General features: G+C 69.8%; 29 protein-coding genes. 17 read left to right on the top strand and 12 right to left on the bottom strand.

Translation table 11 applies throughout. The features are described from left to right. Genes ACGFYH_RS32445 through ACGFYH_RS32410 form a run of 8 tightly spaced genes read left to right on the top strand, consistent with a single transcriptional unit; the run spans window position 1 to window position 6,255 of the window. Window positions 1–894 (top strand): winged helix-turn-helix transcriptional regulator, encoded by an 894-nt coding sequence (locus tag ACGFYH_RS32445; RefSeq protein WP_393806745.1) that lies wholly within the window; start codon window positions 1–3, stop codon window positions 892–894. Beyond that, the gene (locus ACGFYH_RS32440) at window positions 891–1,406 is read left to right on the top strand and encodes a hypothetical protein (RefSeq protein ID WP_393806744.1); all 516 of its coding nucleotides are present in this window, start codon (window positions 891–893) and stop codon (window positions 1,404–1,406) included. Before ACGFYH_RS32445 ends, ACGFYH_RS32440 begins: the two co-directional genes overlap by 4 nt. Beyond that, window positions 1,403–2,644 (top strand): MFS transporter, encoded by a 1,242-nt coding sequence (locus ACGFYH_RS32435; protein ID WP_393806743.1) that lies wholly within the window; start codon window positions 1,403–1,405, stop codon window positions 2,642–2,644. Before ACGFYH_RS32440 ends, ACGFYH_RS32435 begins: the two co-directional genes overlap by 4 nt. Before the next feature lie 40 nt (window positions 2,645–2,684). Then, entirely contained in the window at window positions 2,685–3,023 is a 339-nt protein-coding gene (locus ACGFYH_RS32430; RefSeq protein WP_393806742.1) for a hypothetical protein, read from the top strand. A gap of 56 nt (window positions 3,024–3,079) precedes the next feature. Beyond that, on the top strand, window positions 3,080–4,303 hold the full coding sequence (locus ACGFYH_RS32425) for an ATP-grasp domain-containing protein (RefSeq protein ID WP_393806741.1): 1,224 nt from the start codon (window positions 3,080–3,082) through the stop codon (window positions 4,301–4,303). Between the two features lie 41 nt (window positions 4,304–4,344). Then, entirely contained in the window at window positions 4,345–5,223 is an 879-nt protein-coding gene (locus ACGFYH_RS32420; RefSeq protein WP_393806740.1) for a DUF317 domain-containing protein, read from the top strand. 34 nt (window positions 5,224–5,257) lie between these two features. Next, window positions 5,258–5,734, top strand: a complete 477-nt coding sequence (locus ACGFYH_RS32415; protein WP_393806739.1) for a hypothetical protein — start codon at window positions 5,258–5,260, stop codon at window positions 5,732–5,734. 26 nt (window positions 5,735–5,760) lie between these two features. Next, window positions 5,761–6,255, top strand: a complete 495-nt coding sequence (locus ACGFYH_RS32410; RefSeq protein ID WP_393806738.1) for a hypothetical protein — start codon at window positions 5,761–5,763, stop codon at window positions 6,253–6,255. 46 nt (window positions 6,256–6,301) lie between these two features. Here the strand turns inward: ACGFYH_RS32410 and ACGFYH_RS32405 are convergent, their stop codons facing one another. Beyond that, window positions 6,302–6,481, bottom strand: a complete 180-nt coding sequence (locus tag ACGFYH_RS32405) for a hypothetical protein (protein ID WP_239987848.1) — start codon at window positions 6,479–6,481, stop codon at window positions 6,302–6,304. On the opposite strand from ACGFYH_RS32405, the gene ACGFYH_RS32400 reads away from it, so the two are divergent. The 3 genes from ACGFYH_RS32400 (at window position 6,474) to ACGFYH_RS32390 (ending at window position 9,586) form a co-directional block, all read left to right on the top strand. Then, the gene (locus ACGFYH_RS32400; RefSeq protein WP_393806737.1) at window positions 6,474–7,340 is read left to right on the top strand and encodes a SpaA isopeptide-forming pilin-related protein; all 867 of its coding nucleotides are present in this window, start codon (window positions 6,474–6,476) and stop codon (window positions 7,338–7,340) included. The genes ACGFYH_RS32405 and ACGFYH_RS32400 overlap by 8 nt on opposite strands. 484 nt (window positions 7,341–7,824) lie before the next feature. Further along, on the top strand, window positions 7,825–8,745 hold the full coding sequence (locus tag ACGFYH_RS32395; protein ID WP_393806736.1) for a hypothetical protein: 921 nt from the start codon (window positions 7,825–7,827) through the stop codon (window positions 8,743–8,745). A gap of 400 nt (window positions 8,746–9,145) precedes the next feature. Beyond that, on the top strand, window positions 9,146–9,586 hold the full coding sequence (locus ACGFYH_RS32390) for a GFA family protein (protein ID WP_393806735.1): 441 nt from the start codon (window positions 9,146–9,148) through the stop codon (window positions 9,584–9,586). Window positions 9,587–9,632: 46 nt separating this feature from the next. On the opposite strand, the gene ACGFYH_RS32385 is transcribed toward ACGFYH_RS32390, so the two are convergent. Beyond that, window positions 9,633–10,460 carry an SDR family oxidoreductase gene (locus ACGFYH_RS32385; protein ID WP_393806734.1) on the bottom strand — a complete coding sequence of 276 codons (828 nt, stop codon included), beginning with the start codon at window positions 10,458–10,460 and terminating at the stop codon, window positions 9,633–9,635. Between the two features lie 396 nt (window positions 10,461–10,856). On the opposite strand from ACGFYH_RS32385, the gene ACGFYH_RS32380 reads away from it, so the two are divergent. The 4 genes from ACGFYH_RS32380 (at window position 10,857) to ACGFYH_RS32365 (ending at window position 13,624) form a co-directional block, all read left to right on the top strand. Further along, the gene (locus ACGFYH_RS32380) at window positions 10,857–11,228 is read left to right on the top strand and encodes a DUF317 domain-containing protein (RefSeq protein WP_393806733.1); all 372 of its coding nucleotides are present in this window, start codon (window positions 10,857–10,859) and stop codon (window positions 11,226–11,228) included. 103 nt (window positions 11,229–11,331) lie between these two features. Further along, window positions 11,332–11,613, top strand: a complete 282-nt coding sequence (locus ACGFYH_RS32375; RefSeq protein ID WP_393806767.1) for a hypothetical protein — start codon at window positions 11,332–11,334, stop codon at window positions 11,611–11,613. Between the two features lie 78 nt (window positions 11,614–11,691). Next, a complete protein-coding gene (locus ACGFYH_RS32370; protein ID WP_393806766.1) occupies window positions 11,692–12,378 on the top strand; it encodes a DUF317 domain-containing protein in 687 nt (228 codons plus the stop codon). 172 nt (window positions 12,379–12,550) lie between these two features. Next, window positions 12,551–13,624, top strand: a complete 1,074-nt coding sequence (locus tag ACGFYH_RS32365; RefSeq protein WP_310870696.1) for a hypothetical protein — start codon at window positions 12,551–12,553, stop codon at window positions 13,622–13,624. Between the two features lie 82 nt (window positions 13,625–13,706). Here the strand turns inward: ACGFYH_RS32365 and ACGFYH_RS32360 are convergent, their stop codons facing one another. Both ACGFYH_RS32360 and ACGFYH_RS32355 read right to left on the bottom strand, forming a co-directional pair. Continuing rightward, a complete protein-coding gene (locus ACGFYH_RS32360; RefSeq protein ID WP_393806732.1) occupies window positions 13,707–14,402 on the bottom strand; it encodes a hypothetical protein in 696 nt (231 codons plus the stop codon). Between the two features lie 93 nt (window positions 14,403–14,495). After that, a complete protein-coding gene (locus ACGFYH_RS32355) occupies window positions 14,496–14,939 on the bottom strand; it encodes a hypothetical protein (protein ID WP_393806731.1) in 444 nt (147 codons plus the stop codon). Window positions 14,940–15,208: 269 nt separating this feature from the next. Here ACGFYH_RS32355 and ACGFYH_RS32350 point away from each other — a divergent pair, with 269 nt between their 5' ends. Continuing rightward, complete coding sequence (locus tag ACGFYH_RS32350) at window positions 15,209–15,355, top strand: hypothetical protein (protein WP_310870693.1); 147 nt, start codon at window positions 15,209–15,211, stop codon at window positions 15,353–15,355. Between the two features lie 9 nt (window positions 15,356–15,364). On the opposite strand, the gene ACGFYH_RS32345 is transcribed toward ACGFYH_RS32350, so the two are convergent. The 8 genes from ACGFYH_RS32345 to ACGFYH_RS32310 form a co-directional block, all read right to left on the bottom strand. Continuing rightward, window positions 15,365–17,113, bottom strand: coding sequence for a relaxase/mobilization nuclease domain-containing protein (locus tag ACGFYH_RS32345; protein WP_393806730.1), 1,749 nt, complete (start codon window positions 17,111–17,113; stop codon window positions 15,365–15,367). Further along, window positions 17,110–17,655, bottom strand: coding sequence for a plasmid mobilization protein (locus ACGFYH_RS32340; RefSeq protein ID WP_393806729.1), 546 nt, complete (start codon window positions 17,653–17,655; stop codon window positions 17,110–17,112). Before ACGFYH_RS32340 ends, ACGFYH_RS32345 begins: the two co-directional genes overlap by 4 nt. A 128-nt stretch (window positions 17,656–17,783) precedes the next feature. Further along, window positions 17,784–17,957, bottom strand: coding sequence for a hypothetical protein (locus ACGFYH_RS32335; RefSeq protein WP_393806728.1), 174 nt, complete (start codon window positions 17,955–17,957; stop codon window positions 17,784–17,786). Between the two features lie 159 nt (window positions 17,958–18,116). Beyond that, window positions 18,117–18,308 carry a hypothetical protein gene (locus ACGFYH_RS32330; RefSeq protein ID WP_393806727.1) on the bottom strand — a complete coding sequence of 64 codons (192 nt, stop codon included), beginning with the start codon at window positions 18,306–18,308 and terminating at the stop codon, window positions 18,117–18,119. Next, on the bottom strand, window positions 18,305–19,975 hold the full coding sequence (locus ACGFYH_RS32325) for a hypothetical protein (RefSeq protein WP_393806726.1): 1,671 nt from the start codon (window positions 19,973–19,975) through the stop codon (window positions 18,305–18,307). The genes ACGFYH_RS32330 and ACGFYH_RS32325 overlap by 4 nt, the downstream gene beginning before the upstream one ends. A 14-nt stretch (window positions 19,976–19,989) precedes the next feature. Continuing rightward, window positions 19,990–20,616, bottom strand: a complete 627-nt coding sequence (locus ACGFYH_RS32320; protein ID WP_393806725.1) for a WhiB family transcriptional regulator — start codon at window positions 20,614–20,616, stop codon at window positions 19,990–19,992. A 147-nt stretch (window positions 20,617–20,763) separates the two neighbouring features. Next, the gene (locus ACGFYH_RS32315) at window positions 20,764–21,453 is read right to left on the bottom strand and encodes a hypothetical protein (RefSeq protein ID WP_393806724.1); all 690 of its coding nucleotides are present in this window, start codon (window positions 21,451–21,453) and stop codon (window positions 20,764–20,766) included. A gap of 5 nt (window positions 21,454–21,458) precedes the next feature. After that, complete coding sequence (locus tag ACGFYH_RS32310) at window positions 21,459–22,382, bottom strand: helix-turn-helix domain-containing protein (protein WP_393806723.1); 924 nt, start codon at window positions 22,380–22,382, stop codon at window positions 21,459–21,461. 1,156 nt (window positions 22,383–23,538) lie between these two features. On the opposite strand from ACGFYH_RS32310, the gene ACGFYH_RS32305 reads away from it, so the two are divergent. Next, entirely contained in the window at window positions 23,539–24,009 is a 471-nt protein-coding gene (locus ACGFYH_RS32305; protein ID WP_311659085.1) for an XRE family transcriptional regulator, read from the top strand. Window positions 24,010–24,261: the final 252 nt, after the last annotated feature.

The raw sequence follows: 24,261 nt of genomic DNA, 5'->3' as shown, positions 1-24,261 counted from the left end.
TTGGCCACCACCGCGCCGCCCCCCTCCGCATCGCACGACCTCTCCGGCGTCACCAAGACCCTGGATCTCCTCGCCCCGCGCTGGAGCGTGTGGGTGCTGATGACCCTCTCCTCGCAGACACTGCGCTACGCCGAGATCAAGCCCCGGCTCCCGTGGCTCGCGGACGGCCAGCTCCACCCCCGGCTGCGCCACCTCACCAGCGCCGGCGTGGTCGAGCGCACGGAGTACGCCCCGCGCCACGTCACCTACGGCCTCACCAGCCGCGGCGCTGCTCTGATGCCGGTCCTCGCCACGATCGCGTCCTGGGGCGACACGTATCTGGAGAAGGACATGGTCTCCAACAAGACCACCGGCGAGATGGAACCCGAGCGGATCCCGCCGGCCCAGAACATCGACGACGCGCTCGCCCTGATCGCGCCGCGGCACGCCGCCCCGATCCTGTGGTCCCTGCAGGCCCGGGGCAGCGCGACCGCCAAGACCCTGGCCACCGAAGCCATGCCCGGCTACGGGCTGACCGCCGTCTACAAGCCGCTGGAGCGACTTGCCGCCGACGGCCTCATCACGGCCGGCGGCTCCGGGGACTACCAGCTGTCCGTCAGCGGCCGGGCACTTTCCCCCGTCTTCCAGGCGATCTCCGCCTGGGCCGCCGCCCCGCCCGCCGAGGCCGATGCCCGTCGGCCTCGGGGACAGGGCCCGGCCCCGTCGCAGAACCGTTCCGGCCCCTGGGCGACCACCCCGTCGCGGCGTACGACACCCGCAGCTCCCGCAGTACGGTCCGCCGGCCCCGCCCTGACCACCACGGCCCCGGACAGCCCGGCGTGGAAAACGGGCGACCTCTTCTCCCACCAGATACACGCCCGTCCGGTCTCCCCGACAGGAGGCCCGCGCCGATGACCCGTGCCCTGCCCGACAGCCTCCTGAACGAACGCCGCGCCATTCGGACCCTCACCCTGCCGGGCCTGATACGCCTGATCACCGAGATCGACGACAACGGGCCCATCAGCCACCGGCGCGGCAGCCTGCAAGGTGCCTTCGGCGACCTCACTCCCGGGCAACTGCGCCACGCCATCGACACCGCCCGCGCCCTCCACCTGGTCCACTCCGACGAAACGACCCCCGACCGCTACCGGCTCACCGAGAGCGGCGAGGCCCTCGCCGAGGTCTACGACACCGCGGCCCGCTGGGCCCGCGCCCGCCAATTCCCCGCCCCCACCGTCGACTTCGTCACCCGGGTTCAGCACACCCTCCAGCTGCACAGCCGCGACCCGCACCCGAGCGGGCCGATGCCGGAGCCATCGGTACCTCGCAATGCCCTGACCGACTGGCTGCAGTCCAACCCCCGCGCCCTGGATCACGCCGACGCCCGCTCCTCTCAGGAGCCGGCGGAAGGCGGGCGCGCTGCGTGAGAACCCGTGTCGGACCGCGGCATGCCCGCCGCCCGGTCCCCACCCTGCTGCGCGGCATCTACCTGCCCCGCAGCATGGACGCCGGCGCGTTCGCCATGACCACGTACGGCATCCCCCTGTTGGTGCTCGCCACCACCAACTCCGCCGCACTGACCGGTCTCGCGTTCACGCTGGAGTGGATCCCGCGCCTCGGCGCTTTCGCCCTCGCCGGGGCGATGACCGACCGCTACGGCACCACCCGCGTCTTCCGCCTCGCCTCCGGGACACGAGCAGTCGTCGTCCTGGCCGCCGCGCTGGCCCTGCCCGAACTACAGGGCGGTCTCAGCACCACCATCACGGTCATGGCGCTCGCCGCCCTGACCGGCGTGCTCACAGAGTTCTCCTACATCGCCGCCGAAACCGCGGGCGGCGTGGCCAGCCGCGCGGCCGGCGAGCGTGCCCACCGCGTGCAGTCCGTACTGCTCGGCATCGACCAGGTCGGCACCCTGGCCGGCCCCGCACTCGCCGGCCTGCTCCTGGAGCAGGCCGGGGCATCCGGGATGCTGACCACGATCGCCGCCTTCTCCCTCCTCGCCTGCGCGTTCGCCCCCCGGCAACCCGCCCAGCAGCGCACCACCGCTCCGGAGCCCATCCTCAAGGGGCTCCACACCGGCTGGACAACGCTCAAGTCGCTCCCCGCGCTGGCCTGGCTGATCACTGGGCTGACCTTGTCGAACCTGGCAGTCGGCCTCCTCCAGGCCGCGGCCCCGGTCATCGTGGTCAAGCAGCTCGGGCACTCCAGCGCCGACGTGGGTGTGATCTGGTCCGTAGCCGCCGCAGCAACACTGGTCACGGTCGCCGTCTGCCGACGCGCCATCGACCGGTGGGGCCTATGGCCGGTCGGCGCTCTCTCCGCCTCCATCGCCGCCAGCGCCTGCCTGGCCGTCTCACTGACGCACACCTACACCGCGTACCTCGTGCTGATCGCGGTGCTCATGGCCAGCGAGGGCGGCATGACCGTCGTACTGCGCACCCTGCGCTCCCATCTCATCCCCGCCGAGGTGTTCGGCAGCACCCTCTCGTTGACGATCCTCGTCCTCCTGCTGCCCTTTCCGGTGGCCGGCGTCCTCATTGCCGCTGTGCCGCCCACCCTGCTCGGCCACGTGGTCACAGGCTGCGCCGTTCTGCAGGCCCTCGGCCTGTTCATCGCCTTCGCGCGTCTGCGCACCCTTCCCGGCCTGCGCGCCTCCCTCGCCTGACCTGCCGGCCGCCCCACCGTTCACCTTGGAGACCCATCCGATGCCCACGACCGACGCCACGGCGACCCAGACCGTACTGCCGGTGTTTCGTCCCTCGCTTCGCGCCGGCTCCCGGCCCACGCTCACCGACCAGTTCCTGGCCTTCGACTGCGAGCACCCCTACGTCTACTGGGCCCTGGAGCGGCTGACCGCCGAGCGGATAGCCGCCGGCGCCACCTGCATCGGGCTCAAGGGCCTCTTCGAAGAACTGCGGTGGCGGCTGCCCCAGGGCGTGCGCGGCCTCAACAACAACTACACCGCGTTCTACGCCCGCAAGTTGATCGAGGACCACCCCCACTGGGCTCCCGCCTTCGAGCTGCGCCGTCGCCGCACCCCCTGAACTCCTGCGCGTCATCTCTCAACTACGCCTCAGCTCAGCCACTTTGGAGTCCCTCCTTGCCCTCTCGCACCATCCTCGTCACGACGACCTCCGGATCGGAGGCGCAGGCGTACCGCGGCTACTGTCTCGAAAGCGTCGCCGCGTCCTACGACATCGTGCTGATCACCCCCGGCGAGCCCACGTGGGAAAAGGAATTCATCAGCGACTTCGAGATCGCCGACCCCGACGACGCCGAGGCGCTCGCCCAGGCCGGTCGGGCCCTGGCCGACCGCCACCAGCTGGCTGGGGTGGCGACGTGGACCGAGTGGTACCTCACCCAGACCGCCCGCCTCGCACGCCGGCTCGGCCTGCCCACGAACAGCCCGGAGGTGATGGAGGCGGCCCGCAACAAGGCCACCGCCCGCACCTTGTTCGCCCGGCACGGAGTCCCCTCGGCCTCCTCCATGACCGCACGCACACTGCTGGAGGCAGCGCTTGCCGCCGAGACCATCGGCTACCCCATCGTCCTCAAGCCCGCTGCCCGCGCCGCCAGCATCGGCGTCATCCGCGTGGACCGCGTGGAGGAACTGCCCGCCGGCTTCGAGTTCGCCTCGGCGGGAGCGCGCGACGGTATCGAAAGCACCCACGTCCTGGTGGAGGAATTCCTCGACGGCCCGGAAGTGAGCGTCGAGTGCGTCACGTACCGCGGCCACACCACCGCGGTCGGCGTCACCCGCAAGACCCTCGGCGACCCGCCGTTCTTCGAAGAGGTCGCCCACTGCGTCGACGCGGCCGACCCACTGCTCGCCCAGGTCGCCCCCGTCGCGGCGGCAGCCGTCAAGGCGCTCGGCATCACCGACGGCGTCCAGCACGTCGAGATGCGCCTGGTGAACGGGCGCCCACGCCTGGTCGAGGTCAACGCCCGCCTGGGCGGCGACATGATCGGCCACCTCGTGCGCCTGGCCACCGGCGTCGACCTGCCCCGCGCCGCCGCTGACGTGGCTTGCGGACTGGCTCCTGACCTCACTTCGACACGCAGCCGGGCGGCGGCGATCCGGCTGGTCTACCCCGCCTACTCCGGCACCCTCACCGAGCGCCGCCTCGACGACGAGTTCCCCTGGCTCGAGCGCGTCAGCTTCCAGCGGGAAGTCGGCGACCGCCTCGTCCTGCCGCAGGACGGCGGCGACATGTTCACCGCCCGCATCGGCTACCTGATCACCACCGGCGCCAACGCCGCAGACGCGCAGGCCCGCTCCACTGAGGCGTACCGGCACTTGGCCGTCCAGGTCACCCCCGCCTAGAGCCTCCCCGCGCGCCCGCCCCGACCCTCCCGGATGTCCAATTGACCGATCCCGACCTCGACATCGACGGCGATGTCTACGTCTTCCCCCGCTACCTGGCCGGCACCACCGGCATCGGCGACCCCGCCCTTGAGCCCTTGATGCAGCTCGGCTGGGAGCTGACCCACGACGACCTCGGTAACGCCTACCTCAACGCCCCCGACCACAAGGTCCGTCTCGGCTTCCTGCCCGAAGGCGACGACGACGGACTGTGGCGTATCAACGCCTACGTGGATCGCTTCGGGCCGCCCGCCTGGGGCGTCAGCTTCAACGACAGCTGCCCCACCGAGTTCGTCACCGCCTTCACCACGGCCCTGGCACAGGCATACCAGGACGGGACCGAGCACTACCTCGCCCAGCCCGACCCCACGGACCCCGAACTCGCCGCCTTCAACGCGGTCGCCCCTCTGATCAACCGCGGCTGGCAGATCCAGCATCCACGGTGGGGTGTGATGGAACTGCAGACCCCGGACGGGATGGCCGGCCTGGAATACGCCACCGGCCGGCTCGACGCGGAAAGGGAACTCACCACGCTGGAGGCCCGCTGGTACATGTGGGGCGGCCCGAAGAACGGAAACGCCCGCTGGTACGCCACCGCCTCCACCAACACCCCGACGCCGCTGGTGAAGGCCATCACCCAGAGCGTGTCCGACCCCGCGCCGCTGCCGCGCTGGAAGGACTTCCTGTCGCGCGGACTGCGTGATCACGCCCAGCTCGTGCCCGTCACACCGCCGCCGCCCCCGGTTCCCACACCCCTCGACGTCCACCGCACCGCGCCGAGACGGCGTCCCGCACTCACCACGCGCAGCGTCCCGCGCTGGAGCACCACCACGACCCCTTCAGCGCTCCTGCCCGCCCGTCCCTCCAGCCCGCGCCGCTGACCTGCCAGATCGCCCCCTTTGCCTGTGAGGTCATGTGCCCCTTCACGCACAGCAGTTCTTCGATGACGTCCTCGAACTGCCCTTCTACCAGTACGCCATCGTCGGCGATGCCCTGTACGCAGCCCCGCAGCCAAACTCGGAGCTGCGGCTGTGCATCGGATTCGCCCCGACCATCCGCCACGGCGAGTACGACGGGCTGCGCCTGCGTGTCGTCCACCCCGAGCAGGGTGTCCTCGACACCGTGATCCTTCGCTTCGCCGACCACGGCTCCTTTGAACGCCGCGACACCGCCCGCGGGCTCGTGGCCGGCCGCGACGGCTACGCCGTCATCCGGGACTGGCACGCAAACAGCAGCCAGCCGCCGTGGCACGGCGCGGACGGTACGGGGCTGCGCACCGCGATCGAGCAGTACGTCCACGTCTGGTTCCCGGAGCCTGCCGTGTCCCGACCGCCAGCCCGACCGGTCGCCCAGCCCACACCCACCACCGCGTTTTCGCCCCGCAGCCGCTGACCACCCACCTCGCCACGGAGTTCCGGATGTCCCCGCCCCGATGGTTCCCCTCGCACCGACAGCCACCGCCGGCCACCGCGGTCTCTGGCCCGCCTCCGCCGTCGGGCCCGAACGGATTCTGGATCACGGATCCTGCGTTCCGTGACCGGCTGCACAGCGCGACGCTGACCCTCCTCGACATCGTCGAGGACTGTCTGAACGATGACGACGCCCCGCTTACCGAAGTCCTCGGCGGTGCCCGTGACCACGCCGAGCACATGCTCGGTGTCCCCAGCACCTACGGCGTCCTTGTCGAAGCCGAGGCCGCAGCGCAGATCGTGCAGGCCGCCGGCATCGACGCCGGCTCCCCCTTCGGTCTGGCCATCGCCCAGGGCCTGTCCGGCATCGAGCAGCTGCCCGTACAGCAGCAACAGCAGCTCGTCCGTGCCGCAGCCCGCAGATACGCGATCACCGCGCCTTCCCGTTCACCGGCCGCCCCGGCGACAGCACCTCCGCGTCCGGCGCCTGGCCGCTCCCGCTGAATCACCACCCTGCTCCATCAACCGCACGTGTTCCCTTGGAGAGTCCCTACTTGCGCATCCGCTCCGTTCGCACCCTTCCAGCTGCTGTGGCCGTCGCCGCCACCATGACCGGCAGCCTGTCCTGGGCGCCGACCGCCTCGGCCCAGAGCCCCGAGCCCACCCCGTCCGCTTCCGCGTCCTCGACTCCGAAGAGCGCGGCCGAGACGGAGTCCGGCGGTGTGGCCATCCTGAAGAAGGACCCCGGCGGCGACGTCCTCGCCGGGGCGGCCTTCACTCTCTTCGACTCCGCGGGGAAGGAGGCCGCCAGCGGCAAGACCAACGCCCAGGGACAGCTCGCCCTGCAGGACCTCGCTCCCGGGGTCTACCGTCTCAAGGAGACCTCCAGCGGCAGCCCGTTGCATGACACTGTCGACGACCAGGACGTGATCGTCACTCCCGGCGCCGACACGCCCCTGACGATCGTGGATCCGTTCAAGGACGCCTCGGTCCTGCTGAAGGCCAAGGACGACAAGACCGGCAAGCTGCTGGCCGGGTCCACGGTCAACATCGGCAGCGGCGACAAGACCCTCCTGACGCTGACCACCGGTTCCGACGGCACGGCAAGCGGCAAGTTGCCCCTCAATTCCCGTACCAGCGGCGACTTCTGGGTCAAGCAAGTCAAGGCGCCCGACGGCTACGAGATCTACAAGCCGTCGAAGGCGTTCAAGGCCAAGCCGGGCGATCCCGTGACAGTGACCGTCACCAACGCCAAGACCGCCACCACCCCGCCGCCCACGGAGAAGCCCACCGACAAGCCGAGCGGCAAGCCCACCGACAAGCCGAGTGACCGGCCCACGCCGGGCAAGCCCGGCAAGGACGAGGACACCCCGGCCCCGTCGGCTTCGGCTTCGGCCACGGACACCCCGACCACCGACGAGACCGCGTCGAGCACCGCGGCCCCCACCCCCGCGGGCTCGCTTGCGCACACCGGCGCGGACGCCACCCCGTGGATGATCGGCGGCGCCGGAGTGCTGATCGCCGCCGGCGGAGGTGCCCTCTTCGTGGCCCGCCGACGTCGTACGGACGACTCCACCGACGAAAACTAACCTGCCCGCCCACATCGCTGAAGGCCCCCGGATTCCATGATTCCGGGGGCTTTTGCGTGGGCGCGTGGGGTGGACAGCCCGATCGAGTCGGTTCCCGTAGCCGGACGCTGCTGAGATGCCGCGCACGGCTGGCACGGACGCGACATCTCCCTGTTGCTCAGGTCAGCACGAGGAGACAGACATGTGGACCAGGTGGAGGAGTTCGCGGACCAGCCCGCCGGCCAACGTGGCGGTAGCGGCGTAGAGCGCTGCTTGCCCAAGGCCCACGACAAGACGGTGGCGGGCGCGTCGCCGCTTCGGGGCGGGGCGGTGCGTACGGTGGGACATGACGGTCTCCGTTCAGGGGATGTGTCGGCTGCCCCCGCACCGCGTGTTCCTGGCAGGGATACGGTGCGGGGCGCAGTTTCTGCTGGACCCAAGCCTTACGGGTGACGTGTGCTGAACGCAGCTTTCAGGGTTCGAATCTCGATGTAAGTTCGGCCCCATGAAAGGCGATCAGGCCACCACGTGGACCGAGGGAACGTCGGCCGACCTGGTCGCCGACGCGCTCGCGATGGGTGTGAAAGCCAGTCCCAGAATGGTGACCTCCTGGGTCGAGGACGGCATGCTAGCCAACCCCGAGCCGCGCAAGACCAGCGCGCACGGCAGCGATCCGCGGATCTTCCCGTCCGAGCAACGCGAGTTGTTCACCAGACTTCTTGAGGCCCGGGAGCGCTCCCCCCTGGGGCGCATCCCGCAGCGCGCTCTAATCCGCGTCGTGCTGTTCCTGTGGCTGATCGACGACACGATCGTGCCCACCCCGCAGGCGCGCCGAGCCTGGCGTACCCATGCACGCGCCGCAGGGCAGACCACCGCCGTCCGACGAGGCCAGAACGTTCGCACCCTGGTCGAGCAACTTGCCCACCCCTCAGCCACCCATAAGCAACGGCGCGCCGCCCAGCTCGTCATTGAGGAGGGCGAGCGGACCGGGCGGATCGACATCACCAGACTGACCTCAGTCCTCACGGAGCTGAACTCGCCCTGGTCGACTCAGCCGGGTATGCCGAGGATCGAACGAGCGCTTCCTGGCCCATTCGGGCCGATCTCTATCCAGCACCACATCGCCATGTGGAAGGCCCGCCAGCAAACCTTTCGCAGCCTCCGGCACGAGGAAATCGACGAAACCGAACTCGACCGAGTACGCAGCGTATACAGGCCGAGTTGGGCCGACTACCAGGCCAGCCGGCCCGCCATGGCAACCATCGGTGCAGGAGAGTTCGCGGCGTACTTCGCAGAGCCCGACACGATGGAAAGTCACGCGATCGAGGCGGTCGATGCCTTCGTGGGAACTCTCGCCGGAGAACTCGGACTGATCGAAGCCGCCTCCCATGCCACAGAGTCGGCACGTCTCAGACTGGCGCACTGACGGTCCCCGAGGCCGCGCTCCACCGCAATCGCCGCCGCCCGGCTGTCCCACGACCCCCACCTGGGCGCCTCGGTGGCCGTTGACAGAGCACGGCCGGAGCATAGGAGGGATGGTCTCGTTGACAGATTCCCGGGCTGTTGGGCAGGGGCTTCATGGTGCGTTCGGGTGGAAGTTGTCGGAATCGGCTTGGTGGACGGTGGGCGGTGCCTTCAGGTCCCCGGCTCGCCCTGCTGCCCCGCATCCCCGCCCGCGAGGGGCGGCCGTTCGTCGATATGAATGGACACGCGGCACCGAACATGCGAGCCCACCAGTCCCAGGGCCGTACTAAGAGCGCCCTGGCGACCATAGAAGCGATGGCACGCTGAGGGCCCAACTTGCTGAAATCCCGGGAGATCACCTTATGAACGCCACCCCCGCCGCCGACGCCCAGGGAGCCGAAACAGCCGGGCAACGTACCGGCGGCTGTCTGTGCGGCCGTATCCGTTTCACCACCCGAGGCCCAGCTGTCTTCCCCCACACCTGTGCCTGCCGCCACTGTCAAAAGCTCGGCGGTACACCGGTGATGTGGTGGGTGGGATTCCAGACGGTCACCTGGACCGGTGAAGGCGGCGAGCCGACCTGGTACGAGACCTTCGAAGGCGAGGCGAAACGCGGCTTCTGCCCGACCTGCGGCAGCCGCCTCGCGGCGATCGAAAGCGATATCCCGGAGATTGGCATCAACGTCACCGCTCTCGACGACACCTGCGGCCCAGACCTCGTGCCGATCCACGTGTCCTTCCGAGATAACGCTGTTCACTGGCTGCCCCCGGTGCCGGGGACCGAGCACAGTACGGCCGGTTGACCAACCGTTCACCAGTCGGCAGCGTCATCTGCTCCGGCTGCGGCGTTCAGGCCGTGGGGGCGAGGAACTGGTGCGCACCACGCAGTGTGGTGCGCAGCTTGCGCTGTGTCGAGCGGCTGTCGAGGCGGATGTCGAGGGGCCCGGGAAGGGCGCTGTCGGCCCGTAGGCCGGTGGGCAGTCGCGATGCGTCGAGTCCGTCGCGTCGGGCGATTAGCACGCCCAGCTCGTGTCGGCTGAGAGCCCGGTTCCCACCGAGGTGGTGGACGCCGGTCGTGTCGCCCGATGCGAGTTCGAGGAGCGCTGCGGCCAGATCGCTCGCGTGGACCGGGCATCGGAAGTCGTCTGTGAAGAGGACGCCTTCGCGGGTGCCGGTGGCCATTTCATGGACGGTGCGTTCGTGCTCGGACTGTCCGTCGCCGATGATCAGCGAGGTGCGGGCCACGGCGGTGTCCGGATGGAGCAGAAGCACCGTCTCCGCGGCAGCCTTCGCCGCTCCGTACGGGGTGATGGGGTCGGGCCTGCAGTGTTCGTCGTAGGGAACATGGCTCTTGCCGGAGAAGACGGCGTCGCTGGATACGTGGATCATTCTGCATCCGGCCTTCGCCGCGGCGATCGCGAGGCGGACGGGTCCCTCGGCTGTGACTGCCCAGTCGGCCCCGCCACTCGATGCATTAACGATGACGCGGGGGTTCACCTCGGCCACGACGGCTTCCGCGCTTCCTGGATCTCGCAGGTCGAGGGAGCGCCAAGTAACCCCCGGAGCGCTGCCGGGCCTGGTCGTATAGGTCGCGGCCGTCGGGTGCCCCGCCGATACAGCTTGCCGGACGAGCTCGGTGCCCAGGAATCCGGATCCACCCACGATCAGCAGCGTCATGAGGCGACACCCTAGACGCGTCTCCAACGCGACGGTGGTGGTATAGATCCCCAACCCGACGTGTTCATGGGGCAGCAGCCTGGCACCGAGGTAGGCGCTCACCGGGAGCAGCCGGGAGTCCGGACTGTCGAACGACTGTCCAGAGGAGGGCTGCGCCACCTCGCCCTCATCCCCCAGAGCGCACAGAGCGGCCAGAAAGCCTCAGATCCGTGAGCAATCGGCCATGGGTGGGCATCGGCCGCGGAATTTGGGCACGCCTCCGAGATCCCACAAGTGACAGCGGACAAGTTCGCCCGTGGCAGACGAGGAAGATCACCCAAAGGACTGGTGGACGCCGCTCCGGCATGTCAACCTAAACGACCTTCCCGGAAAACCCGAGGTCAGAGAGGTGATGCTGTGGCATTGAACGTGGCGCAACCTGAATTCGCCACGACGGTCGCGGCCCTGCGGCTCCGCACCTGGAAGTTGGGCGCCGGCCAGCCGATGGACGTGATCGACCAGTTCACGGACGCCGACTTCACCCACATCGTGGATGACCGGGCCGACGTGCACGTCAGCTCGCGCGACGGCCGGTTCTATCTCGGCTGCTTCCCGGACGGCCGGCCCGGCGGTGCCGATGAGGACTGGGTGACGGGCGAGGGCTGGGTGATCGCCGTCACCGGTACCGCGGGTATGCCGGGGTACCGGATGGCCTTCGGTACGGACACGCCGGCCGAGATTGTCGCCGCTGTCGTGGCCCGGGTCATGGCCACCTCCCGGCCCCTGTGACCTGCAGTCCCCTTCTCTCCGTACGTGACGCGTACGCTGCCTCTGCTCTCGCGGCCCTGTCCGCCACCGCTAGGAGAACGCCTTGGACCCGCACTCGCCCGAGATGACCGTCGGCGACATCCTCGACCTGCTGTCCGCCTGTGACCGCGACACGCCTGTCCGGCTCGCCATCAACCCCTTCTTCCCCATGGCCCACCGCCTGGGCGCTGTGCACAACACAGTCGACGAGCGCGGCCGGCCGATGGTCTACATCGCTGAGTCCGAGGAGGCCGAGCAGTTCGGCCCCCTGCCGCCTGCGGTGGCTGTGGCTCTGACCTGGCAGGAGCCGGCCGAGGCGCCCCGACGCCGCCGACGCGGCGCGACCGGGCCGAACACCGGCCAGTGATCCATCCCCGAACGTACGGAGGCGCCCCTGCACCCGCACCACCCCATCGAGCCCTCCCACCCCGACTCGCCGGACCCGCTGTACTGGGTCACTCCGCGCCACCTGGCCGGCGATGACGGAGTCCTTGCCGAGCGGATCGGCGACACCCTGACCGGCCTCGGTTGGCGCATGTGGCCGACCTCCCGCAACACCCTGCTCTACGTGAGCCCGGACGGACTGCGCGGCGCCGAGTGGATCCTCGCCGCCTACCCGTTCGAGCTGGGCGGACTCCCTGTGGCCTGGCAGCTGTCGGCCCGTCCCCACGCCGCCTCGGCGCTGACCGAGTGGAACGCCTACTTCACTGCCGGCGTCCCGCACGAGGCCCTCGCCGACCTCCTGCTCGCACTCGACGCCTGCGCCACACCCGATGCGGGGTTCGAGGGCGCCGAGTCGGTGCTCACCGCGCTCGGCGCGCGGGGCTGGCTGCGCGACATGGACCGTCCCTGCACGACCGCGACGGACCCCGGCTTCTCCGCCAGCGTCTCGCTCGAGATGCTTCCGCCGCTCATCCACGACGCTGACCCCCGGGACGACCTTCTGGGGTGGCAGGCATGGGCGGAACCCGTGCTGGGAGCGCCGTACCTGTGGTGTGCGAGCTTCAGCGCGAGCGCCCCGCACGAGCTGGTCGCCGCCTTCGCCTCCTCGCTGGCCGCACCTGGCCCGGTGCCGCGCCGGAGGCTGCCCGAAGGCGCGGAGGACCGCCTCACCGTCGTCCACCGCAGCTGACGCCGATCGCGGGCGGTCGAAGAACGGGATACATGGGGTGATGCCCGCCCCTCCAGGCCCGGTGGTTCCACTCTCTCCTCGGGAGCGGAACCGCCGGGCCTTCGGCGTACCCGCGTCGGGGAGGCGGCGGCGCCGTGAATCCAGGAACCGGGCCCTGAATAGGATCGCTCCCGTGGCAGTCAAACTGATAGGTAAAGGACCACTGCGCGGCTACCTCCTGGAGGAGGTGCTGGCCTGGTTGCTGCGATCCAGCGGCTTCGAAGTGCTCACGGCCAACGACGATAAGGACAAAGAGCCTTGGAAGGTCCTTAAAGAGGACAAGAATGGCTTGCTGGTCCGTGGGCGCGGGGCGTGGCACCAGGTCGACGCGCTCGGGCAGTTCCGGTACGTCCCGCCGTTCTCGCTGCCTGTCCGCCTGTTCGTCGAGGCGAAGTATCTGACCTCGACGCGCGTAGGTCTGCCGACCGTGCGCAACGGTCACGGCGTGATTCACGACGTGAACGAAGGCGAGACCACTACGCTCACCGCTGCGGGTACGGGCCGGCCGAGGACGCGGTACCGCTACAACTACGCGATCTTCTCCACGTCGGGCTTCAGCAAGGAAGCCCAGGACTACGCGCTGGCCCATCAGATATCCCTGATCGACCTCTCCGCTCCGGACTTCGCCGTACTGCGGAACCTTGTCCGGATCGCGGCCGACACGATTCACGCAGCGCTCGAAGCCGCGCCCGCGGGCGAGCGGCCGAAGGTGCACCAGATACGCGCGTACCTTCGCGGCCCACTGCTGGATATGTACGCCGAGGACGCATACCTGCCCGATCAATTCCGCGAGCCGCTCGATGAACTCGCCCAGGCGCTGCACAGCCGGTCCACGTTGGGTCTTGTGCTGGCCTTTCCCGCAGCACCGTTCGTTCTGGGGCTGGCGTCGAATGACCTGTACGGTTTCGTGAATTACGCGAGAGAACACCCCACGCACGCCGTGCGCGTGCGGCGACTGCCTCAGTCGGCTTCGCATCCCGTCTGGGAACTGCGCTCGGCCGAGCACCCGGACGTATACGCGTTGAGGTTCAGCCTGCCGGAACGGGTGGAATCCTGGATCGTCGAACAGGACGAAGGAATGCCCTCACGAACCCGGTATGTGAAAAGAAGCATGCTCTCGACCATGACCCTGTACTGGATGGACGGGGAGCACGCGCAGACATTCCAACTGCGCTACGAGCCTGGCGAACTGCGCCTGGCGGGCTGATCGGCTCATAAGCCGAAACCCCGGTGTCCGGGCCTGTCGGACGGACAGGCCCGGACACCGGGGTTTCGGACGGTGGAGCGGGTCAGTGTGCGGTGCGGGCCTTGGTGAGCGCCTTGTCCAGGTGGGCGTCCACGAGGCCCGGCGAGCCGGAGACGATCACCAGGACGTTGCCGGAGCGGATCGCCGTCTGCTTGACGACGCTGCGCTGCCCGCCGGCGGAGTAGGTGAGCAGCTGGCTCCACTGCTCGTCGCCGAGGTCGGGCGCGGCCGTCTTCTGCGCGCCCATGTCGATGACGGTGCTGCCCGACGCCACCTGGTAGGACGGGCAGGAGACCATCGCGTTGAAGACCTTCCCGATCCCGTTGGACAGCTTCGTCGCGCTGTCGCTGTACAGCTCCTCGCTCACCTCGGAGTTGGTGCTGCCGGCGTAGGTGAAGGACGCCTTCGCCTTGCGGGTGAAGTCGAGGGTGGCTCCGGTGGCCGCGTCGCTGCCGAGCTCTTCCAGCTCCGGGCAGCCGATGACGGTGACGTCGTCGTGCTGGTCAGCGGCCTGGGGCTTGCGGGTGTAGCCCTCGCCCAGGTTGCTCTCGTTCAGCAGCCGCTCGTTCAGCTTGGCCGACGAGAGCGGCGCGGACGCGGTGGCGCTGTTACCGCCCCGGTGTGCGGGCGCGGAGGACGCGGCCGAGGTGTCGGCGGGCTCGGTACTGCGGGAGCAGCCCGTCAGGGCGAGGATGGTGAGGGCGCTCAGGGCGAGGGCGGTCGTGGTGGAACGGCGCATGCGAAAACCCCTTGTGATGCGAGATGGATGGTCTGACCAGGTCGGTCCTCCGGGTGCCGACGAACGCAGGGGTGGGGAAGGGGTTTCGCGACTTCAGTGGCCGAGGTGGCGCAGGCCCTCGTCGAGGGTGGCGTGGAAGTGGTCGACCGGACCGGAGTTGCGGTTGTACCAGGCGGTGTCCAGGCGGGACTCCTTGGCCTCGTGGCCGGCCTCGCAGCGCAGCCACACCGAGTCGTCACGCATGTTGAAGACGATCCAGTTCCGGTACGCGCCGCAGTGGCACTGGTGGACTTCGCCGTCGATGACGAGCGGCAGGTCCCAGCGCATCATGAACCCCGAGACGTCCTGGCGGGACGGCGCCCGGAAGTCTGCCGGCAGGAAGTCGGGCACCACCGTGGACTCCGGCGCGGCAGGTGCCGGCGCTGCGCGGGGGCCGGGGCAGTCCGGCAGCGGCAGCTCGGTGTGCATCGCCAGCACTGCCTGGCCGGCCCGCTGGGCTTCACGGAATTCTCGGTCCGCACGGTTGCGTCGGAACATGCCGCCTCCATCTCTCTCGTCTCGCCTGCACGAGGAGAGTGCCGCAATCCCCTGACCTGCTGCAACTCTAGAAATGTTGAACGCGGACGACTTGCCGGAGGACTTCGGCACGGCACCTGCGGGCGGGGCGTGGGCCTCTGTTTTCATTCCAGATCGGTTGCGGCACGTGCCGTTTTGGGCGGACGGGCGTTGCCCCGAGCATGCGAGGCACAGGTTCTTCAACGTTCCCGACGCAGCTGAGCGGCGCGTACTGGCTGGAGTCGCCGGTTATGGAGCACGCGACCGGCTGCCGGTGCTCCGGCACCCGCGATCCGCAGCCTGAACTGCGGGATCGCCGGGTGCCGGAGGCGCGCACCGTCATGCTGTGCATCGCAGGCGCCACCGTGGTCATCGCGGTGTGCGCCTCGGCGCTGTAAGCGCGGTGCTCAGCGCCGGGGTTCTCTCGTGCCGCTCCGCTTGGCCGAGGCGTTCTGCGACGGAGCCGTCGCCTTCTTCCGCGTCTGTCCCTTCGATGCGGCCTTTGCCGTACCGCTCTCCGGCCCAGTCGAGGCGTCCGCGGGCAGATCAGCCATGCGCCGCAGCCGCCATACCAGCACGTCACTGATCGATTCTGCGGTCTCCAGCTCGCGCCGCTCCACGGCTTCCGTCAGGAGCGCGGCGGGGTCGTGGCCGGCGTTCTCGACGTCGACGAGGGTGGCGGCCAGGGCGTACCAGCCGGGCTCGGCGAGGACCTGCCCGGCCAGCTCCGGCACCGCCTGTCGGAGATAGGCGGCCTGCTTGCGCTGGAGGGGCTGGGACAGGCGGCGACCGCGCTGGTGCATCACGCCGAGGTGCAGCGGCGCGGCGGCCTGGTAGGCGGCACGCAGGTGGTCGGCGGCCTGTCGGGCAGCAGCGGCCTGCTGGGCGTGCTCCTTCTTCCCGTGCCAGTGGGCGGCGGCGCTGACCAGGAAGAACGCCATGTCGATGAGCATGGCGGTGGTGGCACCGTCCTCCCCGCGGCCGAGGGCGGGACCGCCGTAGACGAGATCGCGGGCAGCCTGACGCAGGGCACGGTCGTGGCCTCGCTCGGCCTGGACGTGGGAGCGGGTCGCCCGCTCGAACGCCCAGGCGGCACCTCGCAGTTCACGGCGGGTGTGCGCGGCCGATGTCTTGGCGAGCGCGTCGAGGACCTCGCCGGCTGCGGCGAGGTGCGCGGCGATCTGTCCGTCGTCGCCCTGGTCGAGGATCAGCACGGCCTGCCAGACCGCTGTCGTCGCCTGCCGCCGAGCGGCCGACGGGCTGATACGGGGCGAGCCGGAGGAGCGGTCCGTGGTGGCGTCGCTGTGGTGACCGGAGGCGTCGGCAGCCCACCGCTTGCGGATGCGGGGCAGGGAGAGGTCGGGCGCGAGGGTGGAGCCGGAATAGTAGATCGGCTCCTGGTCCTCGTTGCGGTCGTCCGGCAATGCGACCTTGTAGCCGAGCAGGTCGCCGGAGGGTGCGGTGCGCTGGCGGATCAGGAGGCCGGCGGCGGCCAGGCGGTCGAAGAACTCCTCCTCGCTGGCGACTCCGGCTGCGGCGCGGCGCACGGTCTCGCGCAGCTCCTCGCGTGGGGTGCGTTCCTTGCCCTGGCGGTTCGCCTTGTGGCGTTCGGCGCTGGTGGGGCGCTTGGCGGCGGTTCCGTCACCGACGTTCAACCGGCGTAGCCCGTAGTCGATTTCGACCTTTCGGGCTTCGGCCTGGGAGCGGGCGCCGTCCTGGCGGATGCGGGCCTGGCGGCCGTCCTCGCGTACGACGGTGGCGACGATGTGGATGTGATCGTCCGCGTGGCGGACGGCCGCCCAGCGGCAGGCGGCGTCATCGCCTTCGGGGGCGATGCCGGTGGTGGCGACCATGCGGCGGGCGATGTCGGCCCACTGCTCGTCGGTGAGGATCGGGTCCTCGGGCGCGGCGCGTACGGACAGGTGCCATACGTGCTCGGCGGGCCTGGCGCTCTCGGGCAGCGCTATGACGGGCTGGTCGAGCAGGCGCTGCAGGTCGCCGTACGTGGCCTTCGGATCGCGGCCGGGGTCGGGTGCCTGGCTGTCCCATGCGGCGACGAGGTGCGGATCGATGTGCTCCTCGTCCCTGCCGGGACCGTACAGGTAGGCCACCAGGCCGCGGGTGTCCGTGCCCATGTCGTGGACTTTGGGGATCATGCAGCCGGGCGCTCGCTGTCCAGGTAGTGCTGGGTGAAGTTGTCCACGCGTCGAGCGGCACGGTGTACGGCGGAGAGGACCGCTTCGGCGTGCGGGGCGTCACCGCCTGAATTGAGCGTCTTGGCAACCTGGTTGACGTTGTTGCCGATCTGTCCGAGGTGCCGCCGCAGGCTGAACAGCTCGGCGAGCATTTCGCGTTCGCCGGCGATCTCGGCTGCCGTGCGCGTCAGGTCGCGCGCGGCGCTGAGGGCTGCGTGGGCCAGGAAGCCGGACGGCGTCATGGCGCACGCGGCTGCGGCGTCGAGGACGGACTGCTTCTCGTCGTCGTTGAAGCGGCTGGTGATTAGGTGCTTGCGCTTGCTCGACTTGGTCTTCGGCGTGCGGTTGCGCGCGGGTAGCTGGCTCGACGGCGCGCTCGCGTGGTACGTGCAGTGCGGGTTGTGGCACGGGTGGGTGGCTGTCTGCTCCTCCTGGGGATGCCGGCCGCCCTCGGCCGCATCCCCTCGGTCCGGCGCCCCCCGGCGCTGGACCGCCTCCGCCACCCCCGGGGCGGAGGACGCGAGAGTAGTACTCCCAACGGGAGTACTACTCTCGCACCAACTTGCTCGCGGTGACGTCGAGTTGGATTCCGGCCCACCGTGCGCGTGAGTGGGGGGTGTCGTCGGGTTCGTCATCGGGTGGGGTTCCTCGTGGTGCGGATGCGGTGCTGGATCTCGGCGGCGAGTTCGACCATGGCGGTCGGGCCGTCGAGGAGGCGGACTGGGGACTCGGGGCGGTCCTGGGTGAGCCACTGGCCGTTGGGGGCCAGCACGGCTGCGTGCAGGAGCTCGTGCCGTACGAGCACTTCCGCCCAGGCGCCGGCCTCGGCGGTCGACGGGGTGCGCGTACGCGGATTGCGGGCAGGAATGGCGATCCTTCCATCACAGGGGGTGGGTGGCCCGACCGAGGCCGGGCCACCCGGCGGAATACGGAGGCAGGCGCGTGACCTGCTCCTTTGCAGGTGTCAGCCGCACTCGGGACAGCGGTCTAGGTGCCGGTTCAAGGCCCGCGCCATGTTCCGCTTCACCGAGAAGGCGTTCTTCGCGCTCGTCTTCGCCGACGTCGACCCCCGATGACGCTCGGAGTGACCGCGCAGGAACCGGATGTCCTGCTCAATGCCGGACTTGATGGTGGCGAACCGATGGCAGGTCTTCATCGGGCCGTGCTCCTTGTCGTGGTGGTGGCCGCCTCGTCCCGCAGCCGCTGCAGGACCGGCGTCAGGCGGTCGTTCCGGCCGCCCTGGATGTTCTGGGCGCGGAGGATCTCTCGCAGCTGGGGACGGGTGACCGACGCGTTGCCGTCCCGCTCCAGCAGCGCGGGCACGTGGGGACGAACCCGCTCGACCATCTGCTCGACGGTCAGCCGGGGCCCGTTCCGCGGACGTTTGGCCTTCCCGGCGCCCGGACGGTTTCGGGAGCCCTTCTGCGGCTGTTTGCGCCGCAGGGGGACGGTGTGGGGACGGTCCCCGTTGGGCTCGGTCCCCGTTTCGGTGTCGGGGTGTTCCCGGCCCTCGTCGTCTTTGGGGACGGCCGCCGGGGACGGGCCACCGTCCCTCTGTGCTGCGACTTCGTGGACGTTGCCGCCCGCGCCATCGCCAGCCTCACCGGTCCCCGGGACCACGACGGGGCCCTCCGCCTTCGCCTCTTCACCCTGGCCGGTCAGACGCGAGTCGCGCACACCGATGCGGTCCCCGTTGTCGTTGGGGACGGTGTGGGGACGGTCCCCGTTGGGCTCGGTCCCCGTTTCGGTGTCGGGGTGTTCCTGGTCCCCGTTGCCGTTGGGGACGGCGAGGGGACCGTCCCCAACGGGCTCGGCCGCCGTCCCCGTGTCGGCCGCGTCCCCGACAGAGCGGTCCCCGATCGAGGCCGCGATTCGGGGACCGGCCTCGAGGACCGTCCCCGTCGGGCTCACGTGTTCCTCGGGAGTCATCCGAGTTCCCGGGGCCGCAGCGCGAGGGGACCGGTCCCCACGGTGGTCGCCCTGCTCCCACGATGGCTGAGTCCAAGGGGACGGCAGGGCGACTGAGGCGAGGGCCGCGGCATGCCGGCGGGCGGCCAGCTGCTCCAGAAGCGCACGACGCTGGTCAGGATCGGTGCCGACCCCGGATCGTGAAAGGGCCGTCTCGAGCCGCCGTTCGATCCGGCGCCCGTGACGATTCGTGCGATCCTTCTCTGGCATCTTGGACAGCCGGGACGCGAGGGCCCCTGCCCGCTCAGTGGCGCGCTCCCTGGTGATCTGGGCGGCATCGCGGTTCCGCGTGGCGACACCCAGGCGGGAGAGGAGACGTTCCCGCACTTCGCGCCCGAGCGTCGCCAGCAGCCCCTGCGAGGAGGCGTCCGGCTTGTGCAGCCGCAGCTCGATACCCATGGCCAGATGCCAGAGCATGGCCGCCATGACCGGACCGACGATCGCTCGCACGGTGCCGCCGACCGGCCCTGATTCGGCGTACGCCGGGATGATCTGCACCCCGGTGAGCACCCAGACCAGGGTGCCCGGAACGCCGGGCGCGCCTTGATTGCGCAGGTTCTGGCGGGCCAGCAGAGCGTTCGCGAACAGCGCCAGCTCGGCCGTGGAGAAGAAGGCAGCCCGTTGCACCGTGCCGGTCATGCCGAGGTAGTCAGCGGCGAAGAACCAGCTGGTCTCCGCGCTGTAGGCCGTGCAGCCCAGCGCCGCGAGGGCCGCGACCCAGACCGTGGGAGTGCCGGCGCGCGGGGCGCCTGCCCGTGTCCGGTTGCGTCGGATCGACCATCCGGCCAGCACCAGGGCGAGCACCCCGACAGCCGCGACCGCGTAGACGGGATCAATACCGAGGGGCAGAGACATGGCGATGGGGTGAGTCATGCGGCCTTTCGGAGAGCGGCGATCAGGGAGTGGGTCTGAACCTGGCGGGGCACCTGCACCGGCGAGGTGGCGTCCTCGTCCTCGGCCGTCTCGTCGTCGGCCGGCTCGGTGTCGTCGTCCTGGTCCCAGTAGCGGTCGCGGTCGGCGACAGCGTGGGCGGCGTTGCGCATCAGGTCACGCGCCCAGTCCAGGTCGAGCCGCAGCGTGAAGGCGAGGCGCTCGGGGCTCCAGCCGCGGGCGTACGCGTGGCGGGTGACGGCCTCGCGTTCGGCGTCGCTGAGGTGGATGTCGCGCCCTTCGAAGGCCGCCTTGACGCGGCTGTAGTCCAGGCGCTTGTTGACCTTGGCGTGCCAGGGGCGGCGCTCGTCCTCGGTGAGGCCGCCCCACATGCCGTGCCTGATCTCGTTGTCGAGGGCGTAGTCGAAGCACGCCTTCTTCACCGGGCACTGGCCGCAGATCGACTTGGCCTCGTCGATGGCCGCGCGGTCGCGGGCCGCGTGGAAAAACAGCGCGTCGATGACCTTGGGCGGCATGTTGTGGCACAGGCCCCGGGCCTGCCAGCTGTGGTCGGCGATGCCACGGATGGTCGAGGCCGGGGAGTCGTTGGTGGTGATGTGGCGCAAGGCAGTCTCCGGAAGTCGCCTCGGGGGGTGCGGGTCGTCGGCACCGAAGGTGGGTGGGGTGCGGCGGGGCGCTGCGAGGCGGGCTTGGGGTACGGCGTGGTGCCGTACCGGAGGCGGAACGTTTCTTTGGGAGAAAGCGGGCTGCCGTTAGGCGGCAGTCGCCGGGGCCTGGGCAGCCAGGGCGCGATCGACGCGACTGGGGTGGGCGGTGGCGAGCGGTGCGTTGCCCCGGGCGGCGCCGTCGAGGGTGATGCGCCGGCGGCGGCAGGGCTCACCCTCGACGGCGTGGCACCACTCGCACGGCACGCTGAGCACGTCGGGGCCTCCAGCGGCGATGGCGGCTTCACGGGCGGCGCGAGCCGGGCGGTAGGGGGCCAGCTCGGCGCGGGCGGTGGCCGGGATGTAGGAGCCGACGGCGGCCAGCTGGTCCTTCAGCCCCGGCCGGTGTCGCCCGGCGGTGAGTTCGCGGTGCGCCGAGGGGGCGGCCTGCCCCGTAGCCACGGCATCCCGCGCCGCCAGCAGCTCCGCCCGCCAGGCGTGCGGATTGTCCGGGTCGGCCGACGGGGTCGGGTCGGTGTGCCGGGCCAGACGTTCGCGGCGGTGCGCCTGCCATTCGCGGGCTACGTCGGCCGGCAGGATCGGGTACGGCGAGCTGACGATGCGCTTGCGGACGGCCTCGCGGATGTCCCAGCCCTGAGCGGTGGTCATCGGGACGTCGCCGAGCAGCTCGTGCCACATGCCGAGCTGGTCGCGGGCCTCGCTCGCGTCGGTGCGGATCGTGCGCGGGTCCAGGCGGCCGACGTAGGTGAGTACGGCAGCAACTTCACGTTGGTTCAAGGCAGTTACTCCGTTCCAGTCGGTTCGTCGACGGCGGCGAGCAGGGCGGCCATGTGCGCCTCGGCGCGGGTCATGCCGGCCTGCGGCGCGGAAGAGCCGCCGGGCAGGGCGTAGAGGTTCGGGCGCTGGGGTGTGGGGCTGTGCTCGCGGGCGACCCAGGACTGCCAGTCGGAAGCCCAGGCGGCGGCGGAGCGAGCGCTCCAGGCGGCTCGGTGGTGTCGCCACTTCGCGTCGGCGGCCTGGAGGCCCTGCTCGCCAAGGCGTGCGAGGTGTCCCTGCTGCTGGGCCCAGGACAGGCTTGCGGCGTCGACCTGCCAGTCCGCGGCGGAGGTGAGACCGGCAGCACTACTGCTGCTGTACCTACGGTTCACCTTCGGTTCACTACAGTTCTGGGGGTCAGTTTCTGACCCGGAGGGGGGTCGTTTTCTGACCCGGGGAGGGGTCAGATTCTGACGAGGGGGTGCAGATTTCGACCCGGTCAGATTCTGGCGAGGGGGGCCCGATTCAGACCCTGCCTTGCGGCAGATGCGGTGCTTGCGCAGCCGCTCCTCGTCCAGGTCATCCAGGTCGGGAGCGGGGTCGGTGTCCGCCAGCGGTTCGACGTCCTCGACGCGCAGCTCGGGGTCGGCCTTCTGGGCAGCCGCGACCTTCGCGAGCCAGGCAGCGGGGCGCGGCATGCGGTACACCGTGCTGTGCTGGGGGCCCTCAAAGTCGGCGCATATCTCCAGGTCGCCGCCCGCGATCAGTGAGGTCAGGGCGCCGCGCACGGCGTTACGGCTGGCGTGCGTCCGTTCCATCAGCTCGGTGAGGCCCGCATAGGCGACGCACTGCTCGTCGGGGATCCGGTCGGCGATCGACAGGAGGACCAAGCGGGCCGTGCCACGGCTGGCGCTGCTCTCCCAGGCCCACTTACGTGCCTGCCCGCTCATCGGGACACCGCCTTCACGAGGCGCGTGAGCATGGGTGTCGACGACGCGGGAGACAGGTGAGCGGGGGCGGCTGCCGCGCAGGCCGGGAGCACCGACCTTTTGCGCAGGGCAGGCGGCATGTAAGACTCTCCTCCGTAGTGAAAGCCGCGCCGGGGTGCCCGTAGGAAAGGTCCGGTGCGGTAAAGGTGGGTAATCTCCGCCCTTGCCGGGGCGGGAGTGCCGTCAGGCGGCCGGCGTCCGGGAGTTAGTGGCTCCATGGGCGCCGTCGCTGTTTTCGGGGCTATGCAGCCCTGCTGGATCGCGCGTTCCGCATATGGCTCCTATGCCGTCTGCTGCTGGGCGGGGTGCCCGGCGGGGGACGACGAACATATGCAGGCTGTGGCGCAAGATCCAGACCTTGCTAAAGGACTCTCTACAAGTCGTGTGGGAGGGCGTCGGCACCTGCGCCTGCGGGTGGGGGCGGCCGGCCGGGACGCGGACAGCGCCATGATTGCCCCGACGGACTCGGAGATGAACATCGCAGCGCCCCGTCGCGTCTCATGCGACCACGGTTTGTTGGACCAACCAGCCAAGCCTCACCGGGGCGTCATCGGTGATCCTTTGCCCGATTCGCCGGGATAGATCGCTCCGGCGGCCGGAGGCTCAGGAGTGCGCTGGTGGCTGCCCGGGCACATGCGCACGGACGAACCCGCGACACGGGCCAGGCTCGGCCCTTAACCCCTGTACTGGTAGCAGAGAGTCACCGTGTGATCGGTGGTCGATGTCGCGCGTAGGGCTCGGTACGGGCCGCCCCCTGGCGTCGAGGAGCACCGTTGCCGCGGTTGCCCCGAACGTCGAGAGCGTGCCATTGTGTCCGAATTGCGGCGGGCGCCTGATACCTCCCGCGACAGGAAGACGATGTGGATGAGGCGTTTCCACGGTCACCTCCGCGCTTTCCGGTCGAAGATCAAATCCTGGTGTGCCAGACGTGACGTATGTCGCTAGGGAAATGTGGCTCGCGCCACGTCGCCCGGAGCATTCCTGCCGGTAGAAACGGACAGGCCGACCCGAAATGGGCGGTGCGTGCCACTCAGAAACGTGCTGGTGAGGAAGAACTTTCCATACGCGGGATCGCGCCGTCAACTGGTGTTTATGGCGAGGTAGTGTGGTGGTTGAAGTGACGACGAAGTCCACCCAGAAAAGGATCATGGAAGAGTCGACCGAAGGCCAGGTGACCCCCCAGGGGCTCATGGACCGCCTAAACCGCCTGTTCGATACGGTGCACCCGCCCGATCGCGGCCCCTTCAGCAACGCCGAAGTGGCCGAGCTGATGGAAAAGCGAGGGCTGGGCAAGCTGTCCGCGCAGTACCTGTGGCTCCTGCGGACCGGGCAGCGCGATAACCCGACGAAGCGTCATCTCGAAGCGCTCGCAGGGTTTTTCGGGGTGGATCCCGCTTATTGGTTCGATGATGCCGTCGCCGAAAAGACAGTGCAGGAGCTGGAGTTGCTCGCACTGCTCCGTGACGCGAAGATCAAGAACGTTCTTCTTCGCCTATCCGACGTCTCCGCGGACGGAAAGGACGCCGTCCTGGGGATCGTCGAGAGCGTACGAAAATCCGAGGGGTTGCCACCCTCAACTGGCGCGTGAATCGGCCTTAGTTCAGTAAGTGATCAAGGAAAATCAATGTGGTCTGTACGCAGGCTGCGCCGGCCTGACCTCTTGGCCGAGCTGCGGCTCCCGCACGTCACCAATATCCGCGATCTCAGCGACGAGGTCTCACGCCGCACGGGACGGAATGTGGTCCTAGTACTCCAGCTGTAGATCGTGATCTTCATGTCTGGGCGGCTTGTCGCTGGTAGTGGCTGGCCTGGGATCGGGCCTGGTGGCGGCGGCGCCAGT

It is taken from the genome of Streptomyces sp. NPDC048392, assembly GCF_043200575.1.
In the GTDB taxonomy this organism is placed as follows: Bacteria; Actinomycetota; Actinomycetes; order Streptomycetales; family Streptomycetaceae; genus Streptomyces.
This window is presented reverse-complemented; position numbering and strand designations above follow the sequence as displayed.

Coding starts and splice junctions, on each gene's coding strand:
- ACGFYH_RS32440 (WP_393806744.1), top strand. CDS start 891: ATGACCCGTGCCCTGCCCGACAGCCTCCTGAACGAACGCCGCGCCATT.
- ACGFYH_RS32430 (WP_393806742.1), top strand. CDS start 2,685: ATGCCCACGACCGACGCCACGGCGACCCAGACCGTACTGCCGGTGTTT.
- ACGFYH_RS32410 (WP_393806738.1), top strand. CDS start 5,761: ATGTCCCCGCCCCGATGGTTCCCCTCGCACCGACAGCCACCGCCGGCC.
- ACGFYH_RS32405 (WP_239987848.1), bottom strand. CDS start 6,481: ATGGCCACACCGCCGGACTCCGTCTCGGCCGCGCTCTTCGGAGTCGAG.
- ACGFYH_RS32395 (WP_393806736.1), top strand. CDS start 7,825: ATGAAAGGCGATCAGGCCACCACGTGGACCGAGGGAACGTCGGCCGAC.
- ACGFYH_RS32390 (WP_393806735.1), top strand. CDS start 9,146: ATGAACGCCACCCCCGCCGCCGACGCCCAGGGAGCCGAAACAGCCGGG.
- ACGFYH_RS32385 (WP_393806734.1), bottom strand. CDS start 10,460: ATGACGCTGCTGATCGTGGGTGGATCCGGATTCCTGGGCACCGAGCTC.
- ACGFYH_RS32375 (WP_393806767.1), top strand. CDS start 11,332: ATGACCGTCGGCGACATCCTCGACCTGCTGTCCGCCTGTGACCGCGAC.
- ACGFYH_RS32360 (WP_393806732.1), bottom strand. CDS start 14,402: ATGCGCCGTTCCACCACGACCGCCCTCGCCCTGAGCGCCCTCACCATC.
- ACGFYH_RS32355 (WP_393806731.1), bottom strand. CDS start 14,939: ATGTTCCGACGCAACCGTGCGGACCGAGAATTCCGTGAAGCCCAGCGG.
- ACGFYH_RS32350 (WP_310870693.1), top strand. CDS start 15,209: ATGGAGCACGCGACCGGCTGCCGGTGCTCCGGCACCCGCGATCCGCAG.
- ACGFYH_RS32345 (WP_393806730.1), bottom strand. CDS start 17,113: ATGATCCCCAAAGTCCACGACATGGGCACGGACACCCGCGGCCTGGTG.
- ACGFYH_RS32330 (WP_393806727.1), bottom strand. CDS start 18,308: ATGAAGACCTGCCATCGGTTCGCCACCATCAAGTCCGGCATTGAGCAG.
- ACGFYH_RS32325 (WP_393806726.1), bottom strand. CDS start 19,975: ATGTCTCTGCCCCTCGGTATTGATCCCGTCTACGCGGTCGCGGCTGTC.
- ACGFYH_RS32310 (WP_393806723.1), bottom strand. CDS start 22,382: ATGAGCGGGCAGGCACGTAAGTGGGCCTGGGAGAGCAGCGCCAGCCGT.